Below are 18,849 nucleotides of genomic sequence, written 5' to 3'. Positions count from 1 at the left end.
TCAGGATCTGCGATCCAACCAGCGTGATAATCGGCTACCTGTGAATTGAATGATCTGTACAAGCACAATCATGATAATAATCGTAAATATCATAATTTCCGTTTCGAAGCGTTGATAACCGTAACGAATGGCAAAATCACCAACACCGCCACCGCCCACAATCCCCATTACCGTAGAATAGGAAACAAAACTGATCGTTGCTGTTGTAAGTCCCAGCACAAGACCAGACCTTGCCTCCACGTACAGGAATTTAAGGATAAGCTGCACGGTTGAGGCTCCCATAGAAGAAGCCGCTTCGATGACACCTTTAGGCACATCGAGTAGCGCCTGTTCGACAAGGCGGGCATAATAAGCAATAGCAATGACCGATAAAGGCACCGTTGCAGCTAACGTACCGATGGATGTGCCTACAACCAACCGAGTGAACGGGATCATGAAGACGACCAGCAGCAGGAATGGAAAGGAACGAATGATATTCACAAGACTGCCCAGAACCGTGAACAAGGCTCGATTCTGGTATCGTTGCCCTTTACGAAACAGGTACAATAGCGTACCGAGAGGCAAACCGACCAGCACTGCTGCCGCGATGGATATCCCCACCATCACAAATGTTTCTCCAATGGCCTGCCAGATTTCATGCTGATATTTAAGCACTGACTCAGGTAACATCATTGCCCGTCCTCCTGTTCCGCCAGACGCTGGAGAGTGGTACCCGTTACCTTTTCCGTTCCTGTTCCACCCAAAGTGTCGTCTGCAAGCAGTGAAGTAAGGATATCCGGCTGTGGAACCGGGATACTGCGAACTTCTGATTCCGATAAGGTACGCACAATCTGACCCTCTTTCATCACCGTAATACGGTGACATAATCGACGAGCTACCTCCATCTCATGGGTAACAACGACAATCGTCACCCCCATCGTTTCGTTCACATGACGAAGCACATCCAATATTCCCCCTGTTGTCTGCGGATCAAGTGAAGACGTTGGTTCATCGCAGAGCAATACAGCTGGATGGCTGGCAAGCGCTCTGGCAATAGCAACGCGCTGCTTCTGTCCGCCGCTCAGCTGAGCCGGATACTGGTTCGCTTTGTCCTCCAGTCCTACGAATCGAAGTACTTCCAACCCTCGCTCTCGCCGCTGTGAACGTGATTTGCCGGCCAGTTCCAAGGGCATGCTCACATTGCTCAGCACCGTGCGATTGCTGACCAGATTGAAATGCTGGAAGATCATACCGATGGACCGACGTGCCTGACGCAAGTCTCGCTCGTTCATTCCGGTTAGTTGCTGACCATTGACGGTAACCTCTCCAGCATCAGGCTGTTCCAAACCGTTGAGCATCCGTAGCAAGGTCGACTTTCCTGCCCCGCTGGAACCAATAATGCCATGAATCTCACCTTTACCTATTTCAAGCGAGACGGATCGCAAGGCCTCAAATCCCTGATCCGCACGGGAACCGCGCTCGTTGAACCGTTTGCTCACACCATATAATGAAATCATGGAGATTCCTCCCGTGAATGATCATGTATGGTTCCCTCAAGTATCTCTCAAGAATCTTTCAAGAACACATGAAGAAAGCCCGCACAGCCGATAACCGGAGCGCGAGCAATCCTGTTCATTTATAATAAAACAACATGGCGACCCAGACAAGCTTTTAAAAAGAGATATCTCCTTCCAGCTGATCAACTGGAAAGACACGGAAACGTCCGTTAGCTGATCCGACATACACTTTATCGTCGATTCGGTTGATCATGCCATTCTTTGCATCCCGATCCCGATGCTCCGGAGTCCCCATGACTACATCATGCACGCGCCCTAGCAGAGTTCCATCCTTTTTATCCATCACAAGCAAGTTTTCATTTCGCGGAAGCAACAAACGATCTCCAATGATGAGGTAACTGCCCTGATTGGTCGAATATTGGTTTGTTCCAACAGATTCTTGTGCATCCCACCGTGTCTCCCCGGTATGGTAATCCACGGCGGCAGGATATCCATTTCTAATGACATACAGTTGATCCGCCTCTAGAAGTCCACGTTCAATTTTCGCATCAACCGTCCAGCGAATCTTGCCTGTATCTGGGTCAAATAAGGAGGTTGTATAATCTCCGTAATCACCGTACATATTTCCTTTTTTATTCTGACGAATCAGCACCATATCATCATTCAGTACTTCTATCTGCTGACCTATACGTGTGGGAATTAGAGATTGTTTCTTACCAGAATTCAAATCAAGCAGCACCCACTGATCATCCAGCAACATCCAACGCCCAAGGGGTGCTGAGCCAAACGGATCATAACGATGGATGCCGTCAAAATAGGAATCATTCTCGATATGATCTATCGCGGATGGTCCCGCCTCCACCTGCCAAACCGTTCGTCCCGTTAGAGGATCTGCGGCAACAAGCTGATTTTTCTCCTGATATAGAACATAAGGTTCGTCGGCATTCCGATTAAGCAATTGATATCCTGTCGTTAATTTCTTAGTCCATAACCGTTTACCGGTTGAACTATTAAGCACATGAATCCATCCATTACTGGAGCCTTCAGCCGCAGGGATATCTACAATAACTACGTTTCGGGCAGCTTTGATGCCGTTCAACCATACCATATCGTCAGGTGTATTCTTATTGTTTATACTGGTATTCCGCTTATCTTGTACCTCAGGTTTATATTCCCATAGAACCTTTCCGTCTTTCAGGTTGATATGGCGCAAACGATCCAGATATTGCTTGCGATCGGTGTCATAACTTGTATATAGTGTAACGGCATCCCGCTTGGTATTTAAAACCGCTTGAGCAGGACCATATCCGTTATGCACTCTCCAGAGCAATTTCCCTGTATGTCGATCCAGCGCGTAGAAGGAATCATCATAATGCATGCCGCTAAATCCGCCATCATCTCCCTTCATGAGGAGCACATCATCTGTACCCGCTTGTAAAAAGGTATAGTTCAGATCTCCCTGATTCACCCATTCCGGTTTCCACGGTAGCGTTTGCGGGAGCGACTTCCCCATAGCAACTTGAGTGAAATAAGTAAACCTGCCCATACGCTCATCACTTCGGAGATCTGCCTCATTATCCTGACTCGCTAGCATACTCCAATGAATCTCGGTCAGCTTGCCGTTGTTATTAAAGGTTAACAATAAATGTGCATCCTGCCGCTCATATCTCCAGGTCTGTCTAACTCGCATCGGATCACCTGGTTCATTCAGATTTCTGGACTGCTCCTTCCAATCCGGCTCCCCTAACCACTTGGCAACCTGCTTGGTGGTCGTCGTTTGATCCAGCTTGGTATCTACCAGATGGCGGAGCATAGAGATAGATAACGATGGCTCACTTACAAACCATCCATCGGAGACAGGAGTTTGACCTGTGATATCCTTTTTCTTGATCCAGAGCATTACATGGTGATAACCTGTCCATTCCTTGCTCCAAATACGGGGAGCAATGGACACGCCGACCCACTCCTTCCACTCAGCCACGATGAGCGCCTTCTTCAATAGCGCCTGATCGGAAGGCCAAGTTATCGTACTGTCAGGAGTGAGGTACAATTTGCTATCCGTTTGAACAGTGAATGTATGAGGATCAGTTTGCGTTATGCTGTCACTCTGCTTAAGCGCATACCAGGCAGGAAGCCAGTAGTTATCTTGCTGCTGGTTCTTGACTTGCATCCACTCCCCCTGAACCCCAGTCAAAATATACTTTTCCTTCGGTATAGTGAGATATGTAATCTTCATCTGATCTACTGCAACACGGTTATCCTTCCGCCCACTGAAAAGAGGCAAGCCCTCTCTGAGCGTTACTCGTTCACCCTTTTTGTAGGGGATCTTGGCGGAAATTTGCTGCGCTGAAAGCAAGGTTGATGAACCAGGCAACTGTAAATCGTTAAAAATTGTATCGTAGACTTGAATTGGAGCTTTCGTGTCAGTTGTCTGTGTTGCTGAAACCTGAGCCTGTCTGCCCGACACATCCGTTTGGGGATCTGGCATCATACATCCTGTTAGCAGTAGCACAGTTATTCCCGTTAAGGTAAAGCAGCGAGTATAACCCCATATGTTCTGATTAGGCTCCTTTTTCACACACATTCATCTCCCAATAGAAGTTATTTCCATATAAGACGCTCCCCATATCAAAAAGTTACCTGTTTTCCGAATGAATCTTGGAAAAATCATATCCTTTCTTCCCTCGAACACAGCTTTATTTTATGCCCTCAATTCACAGTTTAATATACAGGAATTAGGTTAATATCTTATGGATGTTCCATTAATATGCAACTTTTGGGATAACTGTTCCGTCTAGTGACTTGAAAGGAGAATGATCATGACAAACAAAACACAATCACACAACGCACGATGGAAGCAGAAAAAATGGAAGATGCTGCTGGCCGCCTCCATTCTGACCGCAGGAACAGCTCCTGCACTGTTCACGCCTACGGTGGCTGAGGCAGCCACTATAATAAAACCTACGGCTTACATTAACAATATGCCTGCAGAATACGATGTGGTCATCCGCCAAGGCGTCACGTACATTGCCCTGACTGAACTGCAATTTCTCGGAGATTATACCTTCGGTTACGATAATAAGAGCAAACAAATCAGTATCAAAACAGGCAGTGACCAATACGTGCTGACACCCAATAGTAAAACGATGAAAAAGAATGGACAGAATGCCACCCTGTCCTCGGCTCCAATTCTGGTAAAAGGAAAAGCGATGCTGCCACTTCGTGCCATTGGTGAAACGTTTGGCGCACAAGTGCGCTGGAATCAGGCTGCCAAGGAAGCTTATATTTACACCACCAATGCTTCCGTAGTGAAGGATTACAACGGTTCTGATTTGACGGCAGCTCGCGAAGCAGCGTTGCGGCTGCCGCGGCTTTCAAGTTTCGGCCAACCGCGCCTACAGGTGAAAAATCCGCTCGGGCCAGTGGATTCATCAACAGTTTACATTTTTGAACAAGGCCAAAAAGACCGCTTCTTCTTGATTGAGGATAACGATCTGGTCAGTTATTACACAATCACGAACGGAAATGCCATGCTGAAATGGCAGGCTAATCTGGGTAAACAAGCGGGAACTCTGGGCGATTTGTTCTTTATTAAAGCCAAGTCCGTTTCCGAAGCAGGAACCCGCCCTTCTGTCGCTGGTAAAACACTCGTATCCTTCAAGTACTCCCTCATGCTGGAGGAAACTACCTACGAGATATCAAACAAGGCAGGCTCTATAGCAAGCGGCTCTGCTGCTCCAGCCAAAGGCAAGATTATGGTTGAAGTGCCTGAGGAAAAATAGTTTGCATATAAAGAAGGCTAATAAAGGGATGTTCTATTCCCACTAAAAAATATAATTCACTACAAGAAAAACGGGATGAGGCAGCCAATGCTACTCCATCCCGTTTTTTCCTGTTTCTTCAGTTACTCCCTGGCAGATGCCAGCTTGCCCCATAGCACTAGCGTGTTCACTACTTTGCACCTGTTTGCAACAAAATAGCTTCAATTTCCTTAAAGCCTTTTGCTCTAGCATGACGAAGGGGAGACACACCATCGCCATCAGCCAGATTAACATCAGCCCCATGTTGGATAAGCAATTCAATGGTCTCCTGTTGCCGTTCATTGCCATCGTTTAGAATGATCGCCTCCAGCAGTGCTGTCCATCCCAATTTATTCACATGGTTCACATCTACCGTGGTATTGGTCAGTAGCTCTCGCACCACGTCAACGTATCCATGCTCCGAAGCGGGGATGAGCGCCGTTCCTCCGTACCGGTTTGTGATAGCAGGGTCTGCCCCTGCCTGAATAGTAAGCTTCAAAATATCCAAATACCCTTCAGCGCCCGCATATAAAAACGGACTATTCAACATGTCATCCTGCTGGTTAACATCCGCACCTGCTTCAATCAGCTTTTGCACAGATGTTATATCCTGATTATATGTCGCAATCATCAGGGCCGTTCTCCCGCTCTGATCTTGAGCCTGAACTTCTGCCCCCTGCTGAAGGAGCTTTTCGATACTCTTGGTATCTTTTGCTTCAACTGCACTGAATAACTGCTGATTTAGTGAAGCCACGTGACTTCCCTCCTTTAGGTTACTTTTTTCGTTAAGCATACAGCCTTGAACGAACAGCACACTGCTGATCAGAATAATCAGCATCAGGGATTTGTTCATAGGTCCTCCTTACTGCTGTACCAACGTTACCGATGATGCAACACTCCAATCGTCAACCGGGTTCAGCGTATAGATTGTGCCGGAGATCAGCTTTTCTCCATTCGCAAGTTCAAATACACCTGTTGCACCTTTCCGGCTTGAATATTTATACGTCGCTGTCAGGACATGCCCATCTGTTGCTGTAAGGCTAACACTCCGTCCAGAGAATAGTTCATCTCCCGGATCTTGGGCAAGTGTCACTTCAATGGCACTATCACTCGCGACTTTAGCGCTCTCAACGACTAATGAATCAAATGATTTCGCAGTAAAGGAAGCATGTTCGATACTGGCCCATTCCGAAGTTACAGTGTAAGGTACCCCTGGTTTCAGAATCTGGCCTTCTGGCAATCGGAATTTGGGTTCTTGTCTGCCATCTGTCGATTGAGTAAACGGAACATATTTGGCAATGATCGGTTCGCCATTTTCTGGCGTAATGGTAACTTGTCTTGCCTGCATGGACGAAATAATTTGATATGTTTTGCCGTCTGCCTGCTCCTGATCGTTAAGAATGAAAGCATTAGCCCCGCGACCAGCGCTGTATGCCGAAATAATATAACCGTAATCCACCACACCTTTTTCCTTCAAAGCTTCAATCTCAAACGTATCATTCGTGACCTGACGCACTTGAGTCATATTTACTTTAACGTCACTGCCTTTGAATGAACCAGCATCTTGTCCCTTATATGTAAGGCTGTATGCTTCTCCAGCTTGTTGAACGGATGTCGGCACGATGTATGTAGCAACAGAGCCTGTTTTCAAACGTGGCATATTGGTTAAGGTTAGCCCCCCGCTGAATGCAAAGTCTGTCCGGGATTTGGCAAACACTTCATCTTCTGCCGTAAGCGGTTTGTCGAAGGTGATCACAAGAGTCATGTTATTCAACGGTTTAATACTCTCAATGCGAGCTTGATCCGATGGGATAGCTTGATAAGCCTTTTGCAGCAACACTGCCGTTTCGCCCCGTGTTACAGAGCCCGTTTCTTCATAGAAAGCACTCATCCAATGGTGTACGGACTTCACATCCCGTTTTAATGCTTTAGATACAACCTCTTCCAGCTCCTCATCCGTTACCAGACTTTGAGGATGGAACTCGCCATCCACGGACTGCATGATGCCCATCTCCACTGCCTTCAAAGCATACGGTGCATACCAAGCATTCGCCTGAATATCCGTTAACGTTACTGCACTGTCTCCTGTCTTGCTCTGCAAATCAAATGTTCTATATATCAATGAAGCTAACTCTGCGCGTGTGATCGCCCGAAGTTCACCCATCGTTTGATCGCTATATCCGTTCATGATACCCAGACGGTTCAGTTCCTTGATGGACGCCTGCACCTGTTGATTCGTAAGCTGTGTCGCTGTAGCGGACATAGAAGTTGTGAATCCAGCTGCCTGAGCTTGAGGTGTTGTGAATGGAAGTGTCGCTGTTCCCAATACGGTTATCGTTAATAGTGCTACTAGTTTACGAGCTGTAAGATTCATGAAATGTTCTTCCCCTCTGTAGGTAGTTGTTGCATCTATCTATAGCGTAGGGGATAAAAAGAAACTCCAACGGACAAATATATTAACAAAATATAAACTGCAACGAATCTTTCTCTAAACTTATATGGTGAAACGATACCCCGCACCCCAGACCGTTTCGATGTATTCGGGATGTTTCGGATCACTCTCCAGTTTCCCGCGCAGCTTGCGAACATGCACTGTTACCGTTGCAATATCGCCATTCGATTCCATGCCCCAGATCCGTTCGAACAGATCGGATTTGCTGAATACGCGGTTCGGATGACTCGCCAAAAATACAAGCAGATCAAATTCTTTGGTGGTGATGCCCACCTCTTCTCCGTTCAAAAATACACGGCGTGATCCCTTGTCGATGTGAAGTCCGCGAATGTGGATCTCATCCTGTTCAGCAGGTTTGCTCTTGCCGAGCAATCTCTCGTACCGGGTCAGGTGAGCCTTGGCTCTTGCGACCAATTCGCTTGGGCTGAACGGCTTCGTAATAAAATCGTCGACACCGAGATTAAACGTGCGGATTTTATCGATCTCCTCTTTTTTCGCGGAAACGACAAGGATGGGCACTTCCTTCTCCTCACGAATGAGCCTGCATAATTCGAAACCATCCATCCCGGGAAGCATCAAATCTACGATGACAAGTCGGTAATTCTCGTCCAGAGCACGGCGCAATCCTTCATCCCCGTTATGACACAGCTCTACCGTAAATCCATGGAGTTCGAAATAGTCCCGTTCCAGTTCGGCAATGGTCGTTTCATCCTCAATGATCAGAATATCAGTCATGCTTTTTCCCCCTTTCATCTATGAGCCTTTTCAATTGGATATGGATGCTCGTGCCTTCACCCAGCTTGCTTTCTGCCCAGATTAAACCACCATGTCCAGCTACAATCTGGTGGGCAATGGCCAGTCCAAGACCGCTTCCGCCCGTAGACGAGTTGCGTGAATGCTCGGCTCGGTAGAAACGCTCAAATATATGCGGCAGATCTTCCTCGGATATGCCTTTCCCATTATCCTGGAATGTAATGGTATTCCACTCTTGATTCGTTTCAAGAGTAATACGGAGTCGTTTATCATCATCATTCATATATTTCAGTGCATTATCAACAATGTTGACAACCGTGCGTTTCAGTTTATCCAGATCCACAGCAGACAGAACGGAGCCCGAAGTTCGGTTATGCCACTCGAGTCCTACTCCTTTGTCCTCCAGATCATATCGCAGTTCTTCAATGCTATCCTCCATAAAATCAACCAGATCCACTGGGCTGAACACAAACGGTTCCTGATTCAAGTCTAGTTTGGAGTACAAGAACAATTCATCCACCAGTTTATCCATGCTAACCGCTTTGGAATGAATAATGTTGACGTAAGTGTCCATCTTCTCCGGTGTGTTCGCTACCCCATCCCGAATGCCCTCGATATACCCTTTAATATTAGTAATCGGCGTGCGAAGATCATGCGAAATGTTGGAGACCAACTCTCTGCGGTTCATCTCATCTTGCTGTCGCAACTCATTGGATCGTTGCAACTGATTCCGCATACTTTCAAATGCCTCACTAAGCTGTCCCACTTCGTCATTGGAGGAAGGTTCAAGCTTGAAAGACAAATTACCGTTTTTGATCTGTTCGGCCGAACTTCGTAACTGATGCAACGGTTGAATGAAACTACGTGTAATCCAGCGGAACAGAAGCAGGTTAGCGATGATCAGGACACCAATCAACAGGAGAGACATCACAGGCAACAGCTTGCGTGTCAGTTCTGCAAACGGACTTCTCTCCCGAATAACAAAGATACTGCCTCGTTCTCCATCTGAATACTGAAAATCAAACTTGGCATACGCGTAGAAGCGCTCACCGATGTTAAACGTACTTCGAATCTGGTTGTTGTTCAGATCATAGGCGGGCAGTGCCTGTCCCAATCCGGGTTGGTGGAATGTCCGCGATTCAAAGATCGGACTGTCCTCACGCCTCACGTAGAGCCCGGATTTCTCGGCTCGAAGTTTCATATCGTATTCCCGAAGCAATACCTTGTCCTGCAGCTCGTCCGGATCACTTTTCGCTGTAAACTTCATCTCTTGAAAGATCGTCTCTCCCTGTTCCGTCAGTGGATTGATCTGATAATGGACTTTGTATATATCTCGGAAACTTTGCAAATCCCCTGTTGCCGCAATCGTATAGAGACTTGCTGTAAGCAATATAAAAAGGAGACTGATAACAAGCATGCCTGTAAACGAAAGCAACATTTTGATGCGAATTGACATAAATATCCCCTCTTAACCATGCGATTGGTACAGTTAGTGCACATGTTATCACAAGAAGCTTCATATTGCCCATATGCAAATCAAGTTGGCTAAATGTTGTCGTATGGCTATGAGCATAAAAAACAGGGTGAAGCAGCATTTGCTCTGCTCCACCCTGTATGGTGCATATGGCTTAGTTATATAAGCAACATGCTTATTCAAACGATTAATGGATAGATTATTCAATGGTTAGACTAGTGATTCCTACCGCACTGTTCGACAGATAAATTTGGTACACTGATCCAGTCTACCTAGTTTGGATAACTAAGCTCCGCACAGTTTAATACTGCGTATTACCGGACTGGCTCGTTTTACCTGAAGCGAAGCCTTTGAAAAGCGTTGGCACTTTGGAATAACGTGTATTGGTAATTTTGCCTTGGGAGCTACTACTATCTGTACGCATAATGGCATCTTTTACATTCGAGATGTTGGAATTATCAAGAGTCATGTTGACAGTGAATGTTGTGCCTCCATTTTGCCGCACCAGCTTGCCGATATCATCGGCACGGAAGTTTTTAATGTTAATTGTGCCTGCCGCATTGATCTGGAACACTTTATCATAAGCCTTGTATGCCGCACCGCCTGTAATGTTCACCGTTCCTGACGATTTCAATGTCAACGCGTCCTCGCCCACATCCTGCCATACTACATTCGAAATATTACAGTTACCATAACAATGTACACCGTCTGCCGCTGGCGCACCGATGATGACATTTTTCAGTGTAGCGCCTGCTTCCAGCCGGAAGACCGGCTTCTGATTCTCTGCTTGAGAACCGTCACCCAAGGTGGATGGATTAGCCACAAAGGTTTTCCCCTGTCCATCATACGTCGTGCCTTTAGGTACAACAATCGTTGAGTTTACAACCGTTGGCGCAGCCGCTGCGGGCATAACACCAAATATGGAAGCGACCAGACCGGCGGACAACAACAGCGTTAACATTTTTTTCATCAAGAACATCCTCCCTTAATATAAGTGAATTTGTCTCCAAGCACGCTAGCTTGTCTGACAGAACCGCAGAAGTAGATCACTGCTCGGAACCTGTCCTAATCCTACAAAAAAAGGGAGATTACAGGAATAATCTTAAGATCACATTTACATTTTTTAGCATTCCTTCTGCATTGTTCGCATATATACATTCTGTTTTTACATTGATATGTACCGATATCAACTTCAAATATGCCGTCTTTATTGTCTGGATATCATCGTTAACCTAAAAAGAACCCCCTGTTTTTAAAATAACAGGGAGTTCTCTAAATATACTACGTCTAACCAAAGATTATCCTATTCCTCTGCTCCATCTGTTCCTTGAGAAGAAGAATCTGGTGTTAACGTATAAAGCGGGTTAACATTAGTAAATTGATTCACAGTTTCATAAGTCACTGTACCGTTTTCAGCAACAATCATTTTCAGAACGATCCAGTACAATTCATTTCCGCTTCCTTCTTCAACCGTGTAGGTTGCACTTGGCGTTGGGACAGCTCCGTGGAATACATCAATTTTAGCACCAGACATCTTGATTGTACTTGTGCCTGAATAATGATGTACGTAGAAGGTATATGTTCCCGGAAGCAATTGGCGAATCGTCGTCGTCTCTGGTCCATAAGATGTAGTATCATCCAGATCCAGATCTACCATCAGTTCGTCATCATAATAATAACGTTTATCCACGTAGTAGGTATGGAACACTCCTCCATCACCTGCTGGGCCGATAAGATGTGAATCCAGATCTGCTGGATCTTTACCCCAGGTTAATACAAAACGTGTTTCATTAGCTGCCGGAATTTCAATCGCTGTTTGATTTTCATTTTGGTTTTTTACATTAACAGCCGATACACCAATAAGATATGTTCTAATGTACTTTGTATCTCCGCCTCCAAGCTCACCTGTATAGATGCCTGGTTGCAGATTAATGTAATAATCACCATAAGTGTCTGTCGTTACTGTACCAACAATATCACCCGTTTTGTTATCAAGACCTTTTCTAAAAGAAATCTGCAAATTGGCTACTGGTGCTCCAGCGACATCTTTAATATGTCCACCGAATCCTGTAAGTTTTACAGAAGCACTTTGGCTTCCTGCAAAATGAGTCTTTTCCGTATTGGAATCAACTGTAATGTATAATGTGGAACCGTAACTATCGATAGGGCTAAATGTAAATTCCCCATTGTGATACTGTAAATTATTCAATTCCCGCTCTTGACCGTTATAGTATGCATGTACCACAAAGTCTTCAGCAGTCAGTCCAGATGCATCCAGTCCATTGGTAAATGTCAGTTTAGCACTTCCATTTGTAACCTGAATCCCTTCAAGTCTTGGGTGTGTCAATTCATTATATACTGCAACAGTCACTGGAACTTGAATGTGATATTCTCCGTATTTAGCCTTCACAACGGTTGTACCGTTAGCTACAGCTTGAATTTTACCAGAGTTTACAGTGACAATGCTGTTATCTTCCACTTCCCAGTTTGCAAGAGAGGTAACATCTTTGTTCGCTGAGCCAGCTACACCTGTAAGTACAATTTGTTTCGTTGCATTTACAGCTGAAAGATCACCAATTTCAGGTAAGTATACCAAACTAGTCACTGTAGGATCTGCTTCAATTCTTGGATGCTGTTGCAACCCGCTAAAGTCACTTCCCTCTACATTGACTTGTGCAGAAGTTAACGCACCCGCTCCAGAGAATTGCACAATAGCATCCAGTATCGCACGATTTACGGTTGCACCTTGATTGATTTTGAAAACCGTATTCAGCGCTTGTTGGAACACCTCGAGATTTCCGATGCTGGAGTTGTCTCCAAACTCTACTGAAATCTGCTCTGCATGAACCATAATAGAGTCAAACGTTCCGTTCAACACTACCGCAGCATTATGTGGAATAGAGTCTGTCAATTCAATCGGACCAACATCACCTGTGGAATCATTCTTTACGATGGCTCCAGACTTGATCTCAATCTGTTGTACATCACTCGCACCTTCCAGAACCAAACGAACACTTCCATCTGCTTTATCCACAATTACAGTTGCAAGAACAGAGTTCAGTGCATGGATACTGTTGGGTCCTCCACCTTTAATGCTAGTTGTTCCTGTAACAGTAACATGATCAAGTGTAACATCACCATTAGCTACAGATTCAAGAACTTGAAGGTTACCATTGATCTTAGTGTCTTTCAGAATTACACCTTGAGAACCAATCGTGACATTACCGGTTACGTTACCCAAAGTGTATGTGCCTGGCGAAGTAAGGTTTTTGCTGGAAGTTTGTTGACCTCCTCCATTATTTCCACCAGTGTTGTTATTGTTTCCATTATCCCCGGTAGAGCTATTGTTGCTACTGTTACCTTTATTGCTGTTTTCAGAAGGCTTCGTTGTTTCTGGTTTTGTGGGGTTAGAGTTGTTTGTATCTTCGTCTGTCTTCGCAGGAATCATAGTATTATCATATGTAGACTTATTCATCACAAACTCATAAGCAAGTCTTGCCAATGCTTGTCGATCCGCTACACCCGTTGGATTAAACGTTGTTGTTCCGTCTTTCTGAACAATACCTTTAATAAATCCGGATTGATATGCGAGTGACACAGAATCCTTCGCCCAGTCTGATACTTTATCCAAATCAGCGAGCTGTGGCTTCGTTGTTTGAGCTGGTGCGTTCTTTGTTTCCCAGCCGAATGCTCTTACGAAGAATACAGCCAGTTCCTCTCTCGTAACTTTTTTATCTGGAGAAAACGTATCCTTAGAGGTTCCTTGGGCAATACCAGATTGAACGAGTGCAGATACATAGCCAGCATACCATTTGGATTGCTCCACATCTTTAAAGGAACTAGCTACAGTAGAGTCAGGCTTTAATTGAAGCGCACCCACCATAATCTTTGCCAATTGAGCACGTGTTACTGAATCTGAGGGTTTAAATGTTCCATCCGCAAATCCAGATAAAATGCCTTTTTCAATTAACTTCGTAATTTCTGTTTTGGCATACGATTGTTCAACATCCTTAAACGACGTTACAGATGATGAGGTCACTTCCGCCGAGGCTAGCAATTGCATAGAAAACATAGAGGCAATCAATGATGTAGAGAGTACTGCTGACAACTTTCGATTAAACTTTTTCCATTTTAAATTCAAAACTCGACACACTCCTCTTAAACGTCCGTTATTAACACAAAAATGTAACTTTTGAACTACTCCCCCTTTTATAATCAGTAGGATAATAATACCATGTATATTTATAAAAACAAGATTAATAGACTATCATTTTACATAATAGTTGAAATCATGAATCAAATGGTGCCTATTCTTTCCTAATAATAAATAAAAAAATGTGCTACTCGGAATATTACCGAATAACACACTTGAGTTATCTGTCGTATGATTTTAGGCTCCTGCTCCAAAGCGCTGCCGGTATCCGCACTTGCGGCAAAGTTCTTCTACAGCTTCCCTTTTGGAAAAACCGTATACCAGATTGTTCGCACGCTCTCCGTCCACAATATCGGAAAAAGACTTTTCATGGATGTTTCCAAGGTTGATGACACCTTCTCCGTCCAAACAGCATGGAACCACGGTTCCATCAACCAGCACAGCTGCCTGACTGCGTAATGCATGACAAAAACCTTTGCCGTCATCTTCAGGTGCATCGAGGCTTGGCCATTGGAATTCATGGTCCTGATTCAGGTATACGTTGGGTGCAATTTTCACGCCACTACCCGCAACCACCTTTTCTTCAATACGGAAGTCCAGATTGAATTCCTTTTCCAGCACCTCAAGCGTCTCCCGATTGCGATTCATCTGAGCATTGGTGAAGTTATCCTGAGTCAGATTCCATAGTCGGAACGAGACAATGACGTTATGTTTCACCGCTTCACGAACAAAAGACAAGATGTTATGCAAGTATCCGTCACGATCCGTAGAACCTTCATGACCGTCAAAGCTGTGCAGCGAGAAATTCATCTGTCTCAGTGCAGGTTTGCCCAATAATTTATGCTGTGTCTTTGGCAGTAGCGTACCGTTGGTCGTAATGTTCACTTTAAATCCCTTGGCATGAGCCATATCCAGCAACAGGTCAATTTTGGGATGAAGCAGCGGTTCCCCTTTGACGTGCAGGTAAATATGTTTTGTGTGTGGTTTGATCTGATCCAATATATTATTAAAGACTTCAGGGTCGATGAATCCTTTGGCTCGCTTCGTTTGTGGACAAAAGCTGCATGCCAGATTACAGATGCTCGTAATTTCAATATATACTTTCTTGAACGTTTTCAACTCAGGGTCCCCATTCTGCCGGGAGGAACAACGGTCCTGCCCTCATTCGTAGTACGGCCATATGAGCCAATCCCCATTATATCGGGTTCACGAGCTAAGGTAAATCAGAATAGCGGATCAGTAACAAAGTCCAGTGTATTTTTCATCCCCATTTCAAGGCTTAAATCCTCGCCCTATTTACATTAAGTCAAGATGGATATATGCTGAGTACATAACTGCATATCTTGTACATTTGCACTGGGGGAGCCTTGCGGCTGAGACGAATACGACGATTCGGACCCTTTGAACCTGATCTGGATTATACCAGCGGAGGGAAGTGGAGCGGCTTTTATTGGCAGTAGGGGATCTCTATCCTAGATGGGGATCAACTTCAGTTCAAACGTATAGCTCCGTTCATTTCTCCGGAAATGGACGGGGCTTTTTTGTATTTCAGCAAGTCGTCTCGCTCATAACCATATCCATCATTTGAAAATAAGGAGGTCATTTGGATGTCTTATCTTGAACGTGTACGTTCACTCAATCCTTTGGTTCATAATATTACCAACCTTGTGGTTGCCCCTTTTACCGCAAATGGTCTGCTTGCCCTCGGAGCCTCTCCGTTTATGGCCTATGCTCATGAAGAAGTCGCTGACGTCGCTCGAATGGCTGGCGCGGTGGTTCTGAACATCGGCACATTGGATGAAAAGGTCGTTCAAGCGATACGTCTAGCCGGACAATCAGCCAATGCACATCATGTGCCTGTTGTCCTTGATCCTGTTGGTGCAGGAGCCACGACATATCGCACCGATACGGTACAAATGCTGGTTCGTGAGCTTCGTCTTACCGTATTAAGAGGCAATGTCGCCGAAGTGGCCCATGTCATTGGTGTGCCATGGAATATCAAAGGTGTGGACGCTGGGGTTGGCGAGGGTGATCGGATTAGCATTGCGGAGAAGGCCGCGCAACAACTTGACTGTATTGTCGTTATTACGGGCCAGTACGACATTATTACAGACGGATATCATACTTTCCTCACAAGCAACGGACATGCATTGCTCACCCAAGTTACCGGGGCAGGCTGTCTGCTAAGCTCAGTCATTGGTGCTTTTGCAGCGATTGCCGAGCCGGGGCGCGACATGCTGAACAGTGTGGTGGAAGCTGTCTCAACCTACGGTGTAGCCGCTGAACAGGCTGCAGCACGAACGGCTCATCAGGGGCCAGGCAGCTTCCAGATTGAATTGTTAAATCAACTGGCGCAGATTACACCTTCGCTGTTCTCCGAGCATGCACAAATCCGTCAGATTCGTGGAGGTGTGTGATGAATATTGCTCAAGCGTTAACGATTGCCGGGTCTGATAACGGCGGCGGTGCAGGAATTCAGGCAGATCTCAAAACCTTTCAAGAACTTGGTGTATACGGCATGACGGTCATTACTGCAATCGCCGCTCAGAACACTACAGGGGTTCAAGGCGTGTTTCCGATTGATTACGACGGCATTGCCCAGCAACTTGATTCAACGGGAGTCGACTTTCAGCCGCGTGCCATCAAGACAGGTATGCTGTATAGTGCCGAGATTATTCGTCTTGTTGCGGCAAAATGTCAGCAATACGACTGGTCAAATCTGGTTATTGATCCCGTGATGGTTGCCAAAGGAGGTGCACCTCTGCTCCAGCAGGAGGCTGTGCAAGCACTTGTGGAAGATCTGCTGCCTCTTGCTTTGGTTATCACACCTAACATTCCCGAAGCCGAACTACTTATCGGGAGTTCGATTCGGAACCTGAGTGAGCGCGAGGAAGCCGCAAAGCAATTGGTGCAGATGGGTTCAACATATGCCTTGATTAAAGGAGGACATGATACGGGAAGCGGTACGGTTATCGATGTCCTGTATGACGGGCATTCCTTTCATTATTTGGAGAACCTTCGTGTTATGACACGCCATACCCATGGAACCGGCTGCACGTTCTCTGCTGCCATTACGGCGGAACTGGCGAAGGGTGCCCCTATTCTGGCTGCCGTTACGACCGCGCGAGCATTCATTCAGGCAGCCATTGAAGATGAGCTGGGATTCGGGACCGGGCACGGGCCAACGAATCACTTTGCGTACCAGCGCAGACAGCGGGGTGAACGCTGATGCGTAGATGGGATGCGGAAGCGGTGCGCCGCGCGCTGCAGTTGTATTTGGTGATGGGTAGCGTCAATACGACGCGAGACCCGGTGGAGGTGCTCCGCCAGGCGATCACTGGCGGCATCACGCTGTTCCAGTTCCGCGAGAAGGGAACTGGTGCACTGGCAGGCGAAGCCCGCATAACACTTGCGCTGCGGCTTCGTGAGGTGTGCAGCCAGCACGGGATACCGTTCATCGTGAACGATGATGTGGAGCTGGCTGTGGCGGTGGAGGCCGACGGTGTGCACGTCGGCCAGGACGATGCGGACGCGGTGCTGGCACGCGCCCGCATCGGAGAAGGGCGGATGCTTGGCGTATCCGCCCACTCCGCCCTTGAAGCCCGCCGTGCCGTGCAGGCGGGCGCAGACTATCTTGGCGTCGGGCCGATGTACCCGACGCGCTCCAAAGCGGATGCCCACGCTGTGCTGGGCCCCGCCGGGGTTGCGGAACTGCGCGCCGCAGGCATCGCAGTTCCGGTGGTCGGTATCGGCGGCATTACGCCCGATACCGCGGCCGCCGTGATGGCGGCTGGAGCCGACGGCGTAGCCGTCATCTCCGCCATCGCGGGCGCGGCCGATGTGCACGCAGCGACTGCACAGCTCGCTGCGATCACCCGCAGGGAGCAGGCATAGCCATGCTCCCTGCCCCATTATGCAAAGGTTGCAGCCACTCGGTCTTCAGCCTCTGCATTCTTGTTTTATTCTTCGCCTCCTTTGCCTCGTTCTGCAACCTATACATCTTTTATCCTTATCCTTCCGCAAACTGGTCATCCTGTAGCGCCCCATACCTCCTTCTGCATCCTTTAAATCCTTTCGCCTTTCTCACCTTCTTCCCACCTTGCATCACGCATATCGATCTTATCCCCTCCCTTCCATCCAAACATATTTAATATATAAATCATTTCTACTATAAAGCTTCACATTTACAAACCATTATCTTTTAATTACTATGAATATAAAAACATCTCCGAAAAATCACCTATAGAATAAAAGGAAGTGAGTTTATGGATCAGATCGATAGAAACATCCTGTTTCATATGGAAAACCAAGCCAGATTGTCCATGACCGAATTAGGAAAATTGGTGGGACTTTCACAGCCAGCCGTCACGGAACGTGTAAAACGACTGGAGGAAAGTGGTGTTATTGAAGGGTACCGCACCATCATTAATCCGCAAAAATTAGGAAAACAAAGTACATCCTATCTACTATTTCAGACTAGAGAATGCACTGCTTTCCTTGATTTCTGCCGTATGTCGCCCGAAGTTGTAGAATGTTATCGCGTCAGTGGAGAACACAATTATTTATTGAAAGTCATGACAGATTCTATTGCAGACTTAGAGGCATTCGGAAATCAATGTGACAAATACGGAATCTATACTACACTTATCGCAATGTCCTCGCCTATTGCATCCAAAAACCTAATTGATGAACCCCAGTTCCTGATCTCAAAGGAATCCTAA

General features: G+C 46.2%; 15 protein-coding genes and 1 riboswitch. Of the genes, 5 read left to right on the top strand and 10 right to left on the bottom strand.

The window, feature by feature from the left end; all coding sequences use genetic code 11:
* The 3 genes from ACT89M_RS04535 to ACT89M_RS04525 all read right to left on the bottom strand — a co-directional run bounded on the left by ACT89M_RS04535 (position 1) and on the right by ACT89M_RS04525 (position 4,074).
* Positions 1–672 (bottom strand): methionine ABC transporter permease, encoded by a 672-nt coding sequence (locus ACT89M_RS04535; RefSeq protein WP_308722279.1) that lies wholly within the window; start codon positions 670–672, stop codon positions 1–3.
* Positions 669–1,496, bottom strand: coding sequence for a methionine ABC transporter ATP-binding protein (locus ACT89M_RS04530; RefSeq protein WP_308722278.1), 828 nt, complete (start codon positions 1,494–1,496; stop codon positions 669–671). The genes ACT89M_RS04535 and ACT89M_RS04530 overlap by 4 nt, the downstream gene beginning before the upstream one ends.
* A 154-nt stretch (positions 1,497–1,650) precedes the next feature.
* On the bottom strand, positions 1,651–4,074 hold the full coding sequence (locus ACT89M_RS04525) for an outer membrane protein assembly factor BamB family protein (protein WP_308722277.1): 2,424 nt from the start codon (positions 4,072–4,074) through the stop codon (positions 1,651–1,653).
* Positions 4,075–4,315: 241 nt separating this feature from the next.
* On the opposite strand from ACT89M_RS04525, the gene ACT89M_RS04520 reads away from it, so the two are divergent.
* The gene (locus ACT89M_RS04520; RefSeq protein ID WP_253497122.1) at positions 4,316–5,278 is read left to right on the top strand and encodes a copper amine oxidase N-terminal domain-containing protein; all 963 of its coding nucleotides are present in this window, start codon (positions 4,316–4,318) and stop codon (positions 5,276–5,278) included.
* A gap of 169 nt (positions 5,279–5,447) precedes the next feature.
* On the opposite strand, the gene ACT89M_RS04515 is transcribed toward ACT89M_RS04520, so the two are convergent.
* The 7 genes from ACT89M_RS04515 to ACT89M_RS04485 all read right to left on the bottom strand — a co-directional run bounded on the left by ACT89M_RS04515 (position 5,448) and on the right by ACT89M_RS04485 (position 15,247).
* A complete protein-coding gene (locus ACT89M_RS04515) occupies positions 5,448–6,149 on the bottom strand; it encodes an ankyrin repeat domain-containing protein (RefSeq protein ID WP_308722276.1) in 702 nt (233 codons plus the stop codon).
* Positions 6,150–6,158: 9 nt separating this feature from the next.
* Complete coding sequence (locus ACT89M_RS04510; protein WP_308722275.1) at positions 6,159–7,670, bottom strand: S-layer homology domain-containing protein; 1,512 nt, start codon at positions 7,668–7,670, stop codon at positions 6,159–6,161.
* A 120-nt stretch (positions 7,671–7,790) separates the two neighbouring features.
* The gene (locus ACT89M_RS04505; protein WP_090917376.1) at positions 7,791–8,483 is read right to left on the bottom strand and encodes a response regulator transcription factor; all 693 of its coding nucleotides are present in this window, start codon (positions 8,481–8,483) and stop codon (positions 7,791–7,793) included.
* Positions 8,476–9,957, bottom strand: coding sequence for a sensor histidine kinase (locus ACT89M_RS04500; protein ID WP_308722274.1), 1,482 nt, complete (start codon positions 9,955–9,957; stop codon positions 8,476–8,478). Before ACT89M_RS04500 ends, ACT89M_RS04505 begins: the two co-directional genes overlap by 8 nt.
* A gap of 319 nt (positions 9,958–10,276) precedes the next feature.
* Positions 10,277–10,945, bottom strand: coding sequence for a pectate lyase (locus ACT89M_RS04495; protein WP_154960199.1), 669 nt, complete (start codon positions 10,943–10,945; stop codon positions 10,277–10,279).
* Between the two features lie 333 nt (positions 10,946–11,278).
* A complete protein-coding gene (locus tag ACT89M_RS04490; protein WP_308722273.1) occupies positions 11,279–14,116 on the bottom strand; it encodes an S-layer homology domain-containing protein in 2,838 nt (945 codons plus the stop codon).
* 249 nt (positions 14,117–14,365) lie between these two features.
* Positions 14,366–15,247, bottom strand: coding sequence for a radical SAM/SPASM domain-containing protein (locus tag ACT89M_RS04485; RefSeq protein ID WP_090917367.1), 882 nt, complete (start codon positions 15,245–15,247; stop codon positions 14,366–14,368).
* Between the two features lie 229 nt (positions 15,248–15,476).
* Positions 15,477–15,579, top strand: a riboswitch (TPP riboswitch).
* A gap of 156 nt (positions 15,580–15,735) precedes the next feature.
* Between ACT89M_RS04485 and thiM the strand changes: the two genes are divergently transcribed.
* From thiM to ACT89M_RS04465, 4 genes are all read left to right on the top strand, one after another.
* Positions 15,736–16,545 (top strand): hydroxyethylthiazole kinase, encoded by an 810-nt coding sequence (thiM, locus tag ACT89M_RS04480; protein ID WP_253497137.1) that lies wholly within the window; start codon positions 15,736–15,738, stop codon positions 16,543–16,545.
* Positions 16,545–17,357: a bifunctional hydroxymethylpyrimidine kinase/phosphomethylpyrimidine kinase gene (gene thiD / locus ACT89M_RS04475; RefSeq protein WP_253497140.1), complete on the top strand. Its 813-nt coding sequence runs from the start codon at positions 16,545–16,547 to the stop codon at positions 17,355–17,357. The genes thiM and thiD overlap by 1 nt, the downstream gene beginning before the upstream one ends.
* Complete coding sequence (thiE, locus tag ACT89M_RS04470; RefSeq protein ID WP_253497143.1) at positions 17,357–18,022, top strand: thiamine phosphate synthase; 666 nt, start codon at positions 17,357–17,359, stop codon at positions 18,020–18,022. Before thiD ends, thiE begins: the two co-directional genes overlap by 1 nt.
* A gap of 371 nt (positions 18,023–18,393) precedes the next feature.
* Positions 18,394–18,849: an Lrp/AsnC family transcriptional regulator gene (locus ACT89M_RS04465; RefSeq protein WP_487345002.1), complete on the top strand. Its 456-nt coding sequence runs from the start codon at positions 18,394–18,396 to the stop codon at positions 18,847–18,849.

Source organism: Paenibacillus sp. NN59 (genome assembly GCF_057597225.1).
Note: the sequence above shows the minus strand (reverse complement) of the source record. Positions and strands in the feature narration are given on the sequence as shown.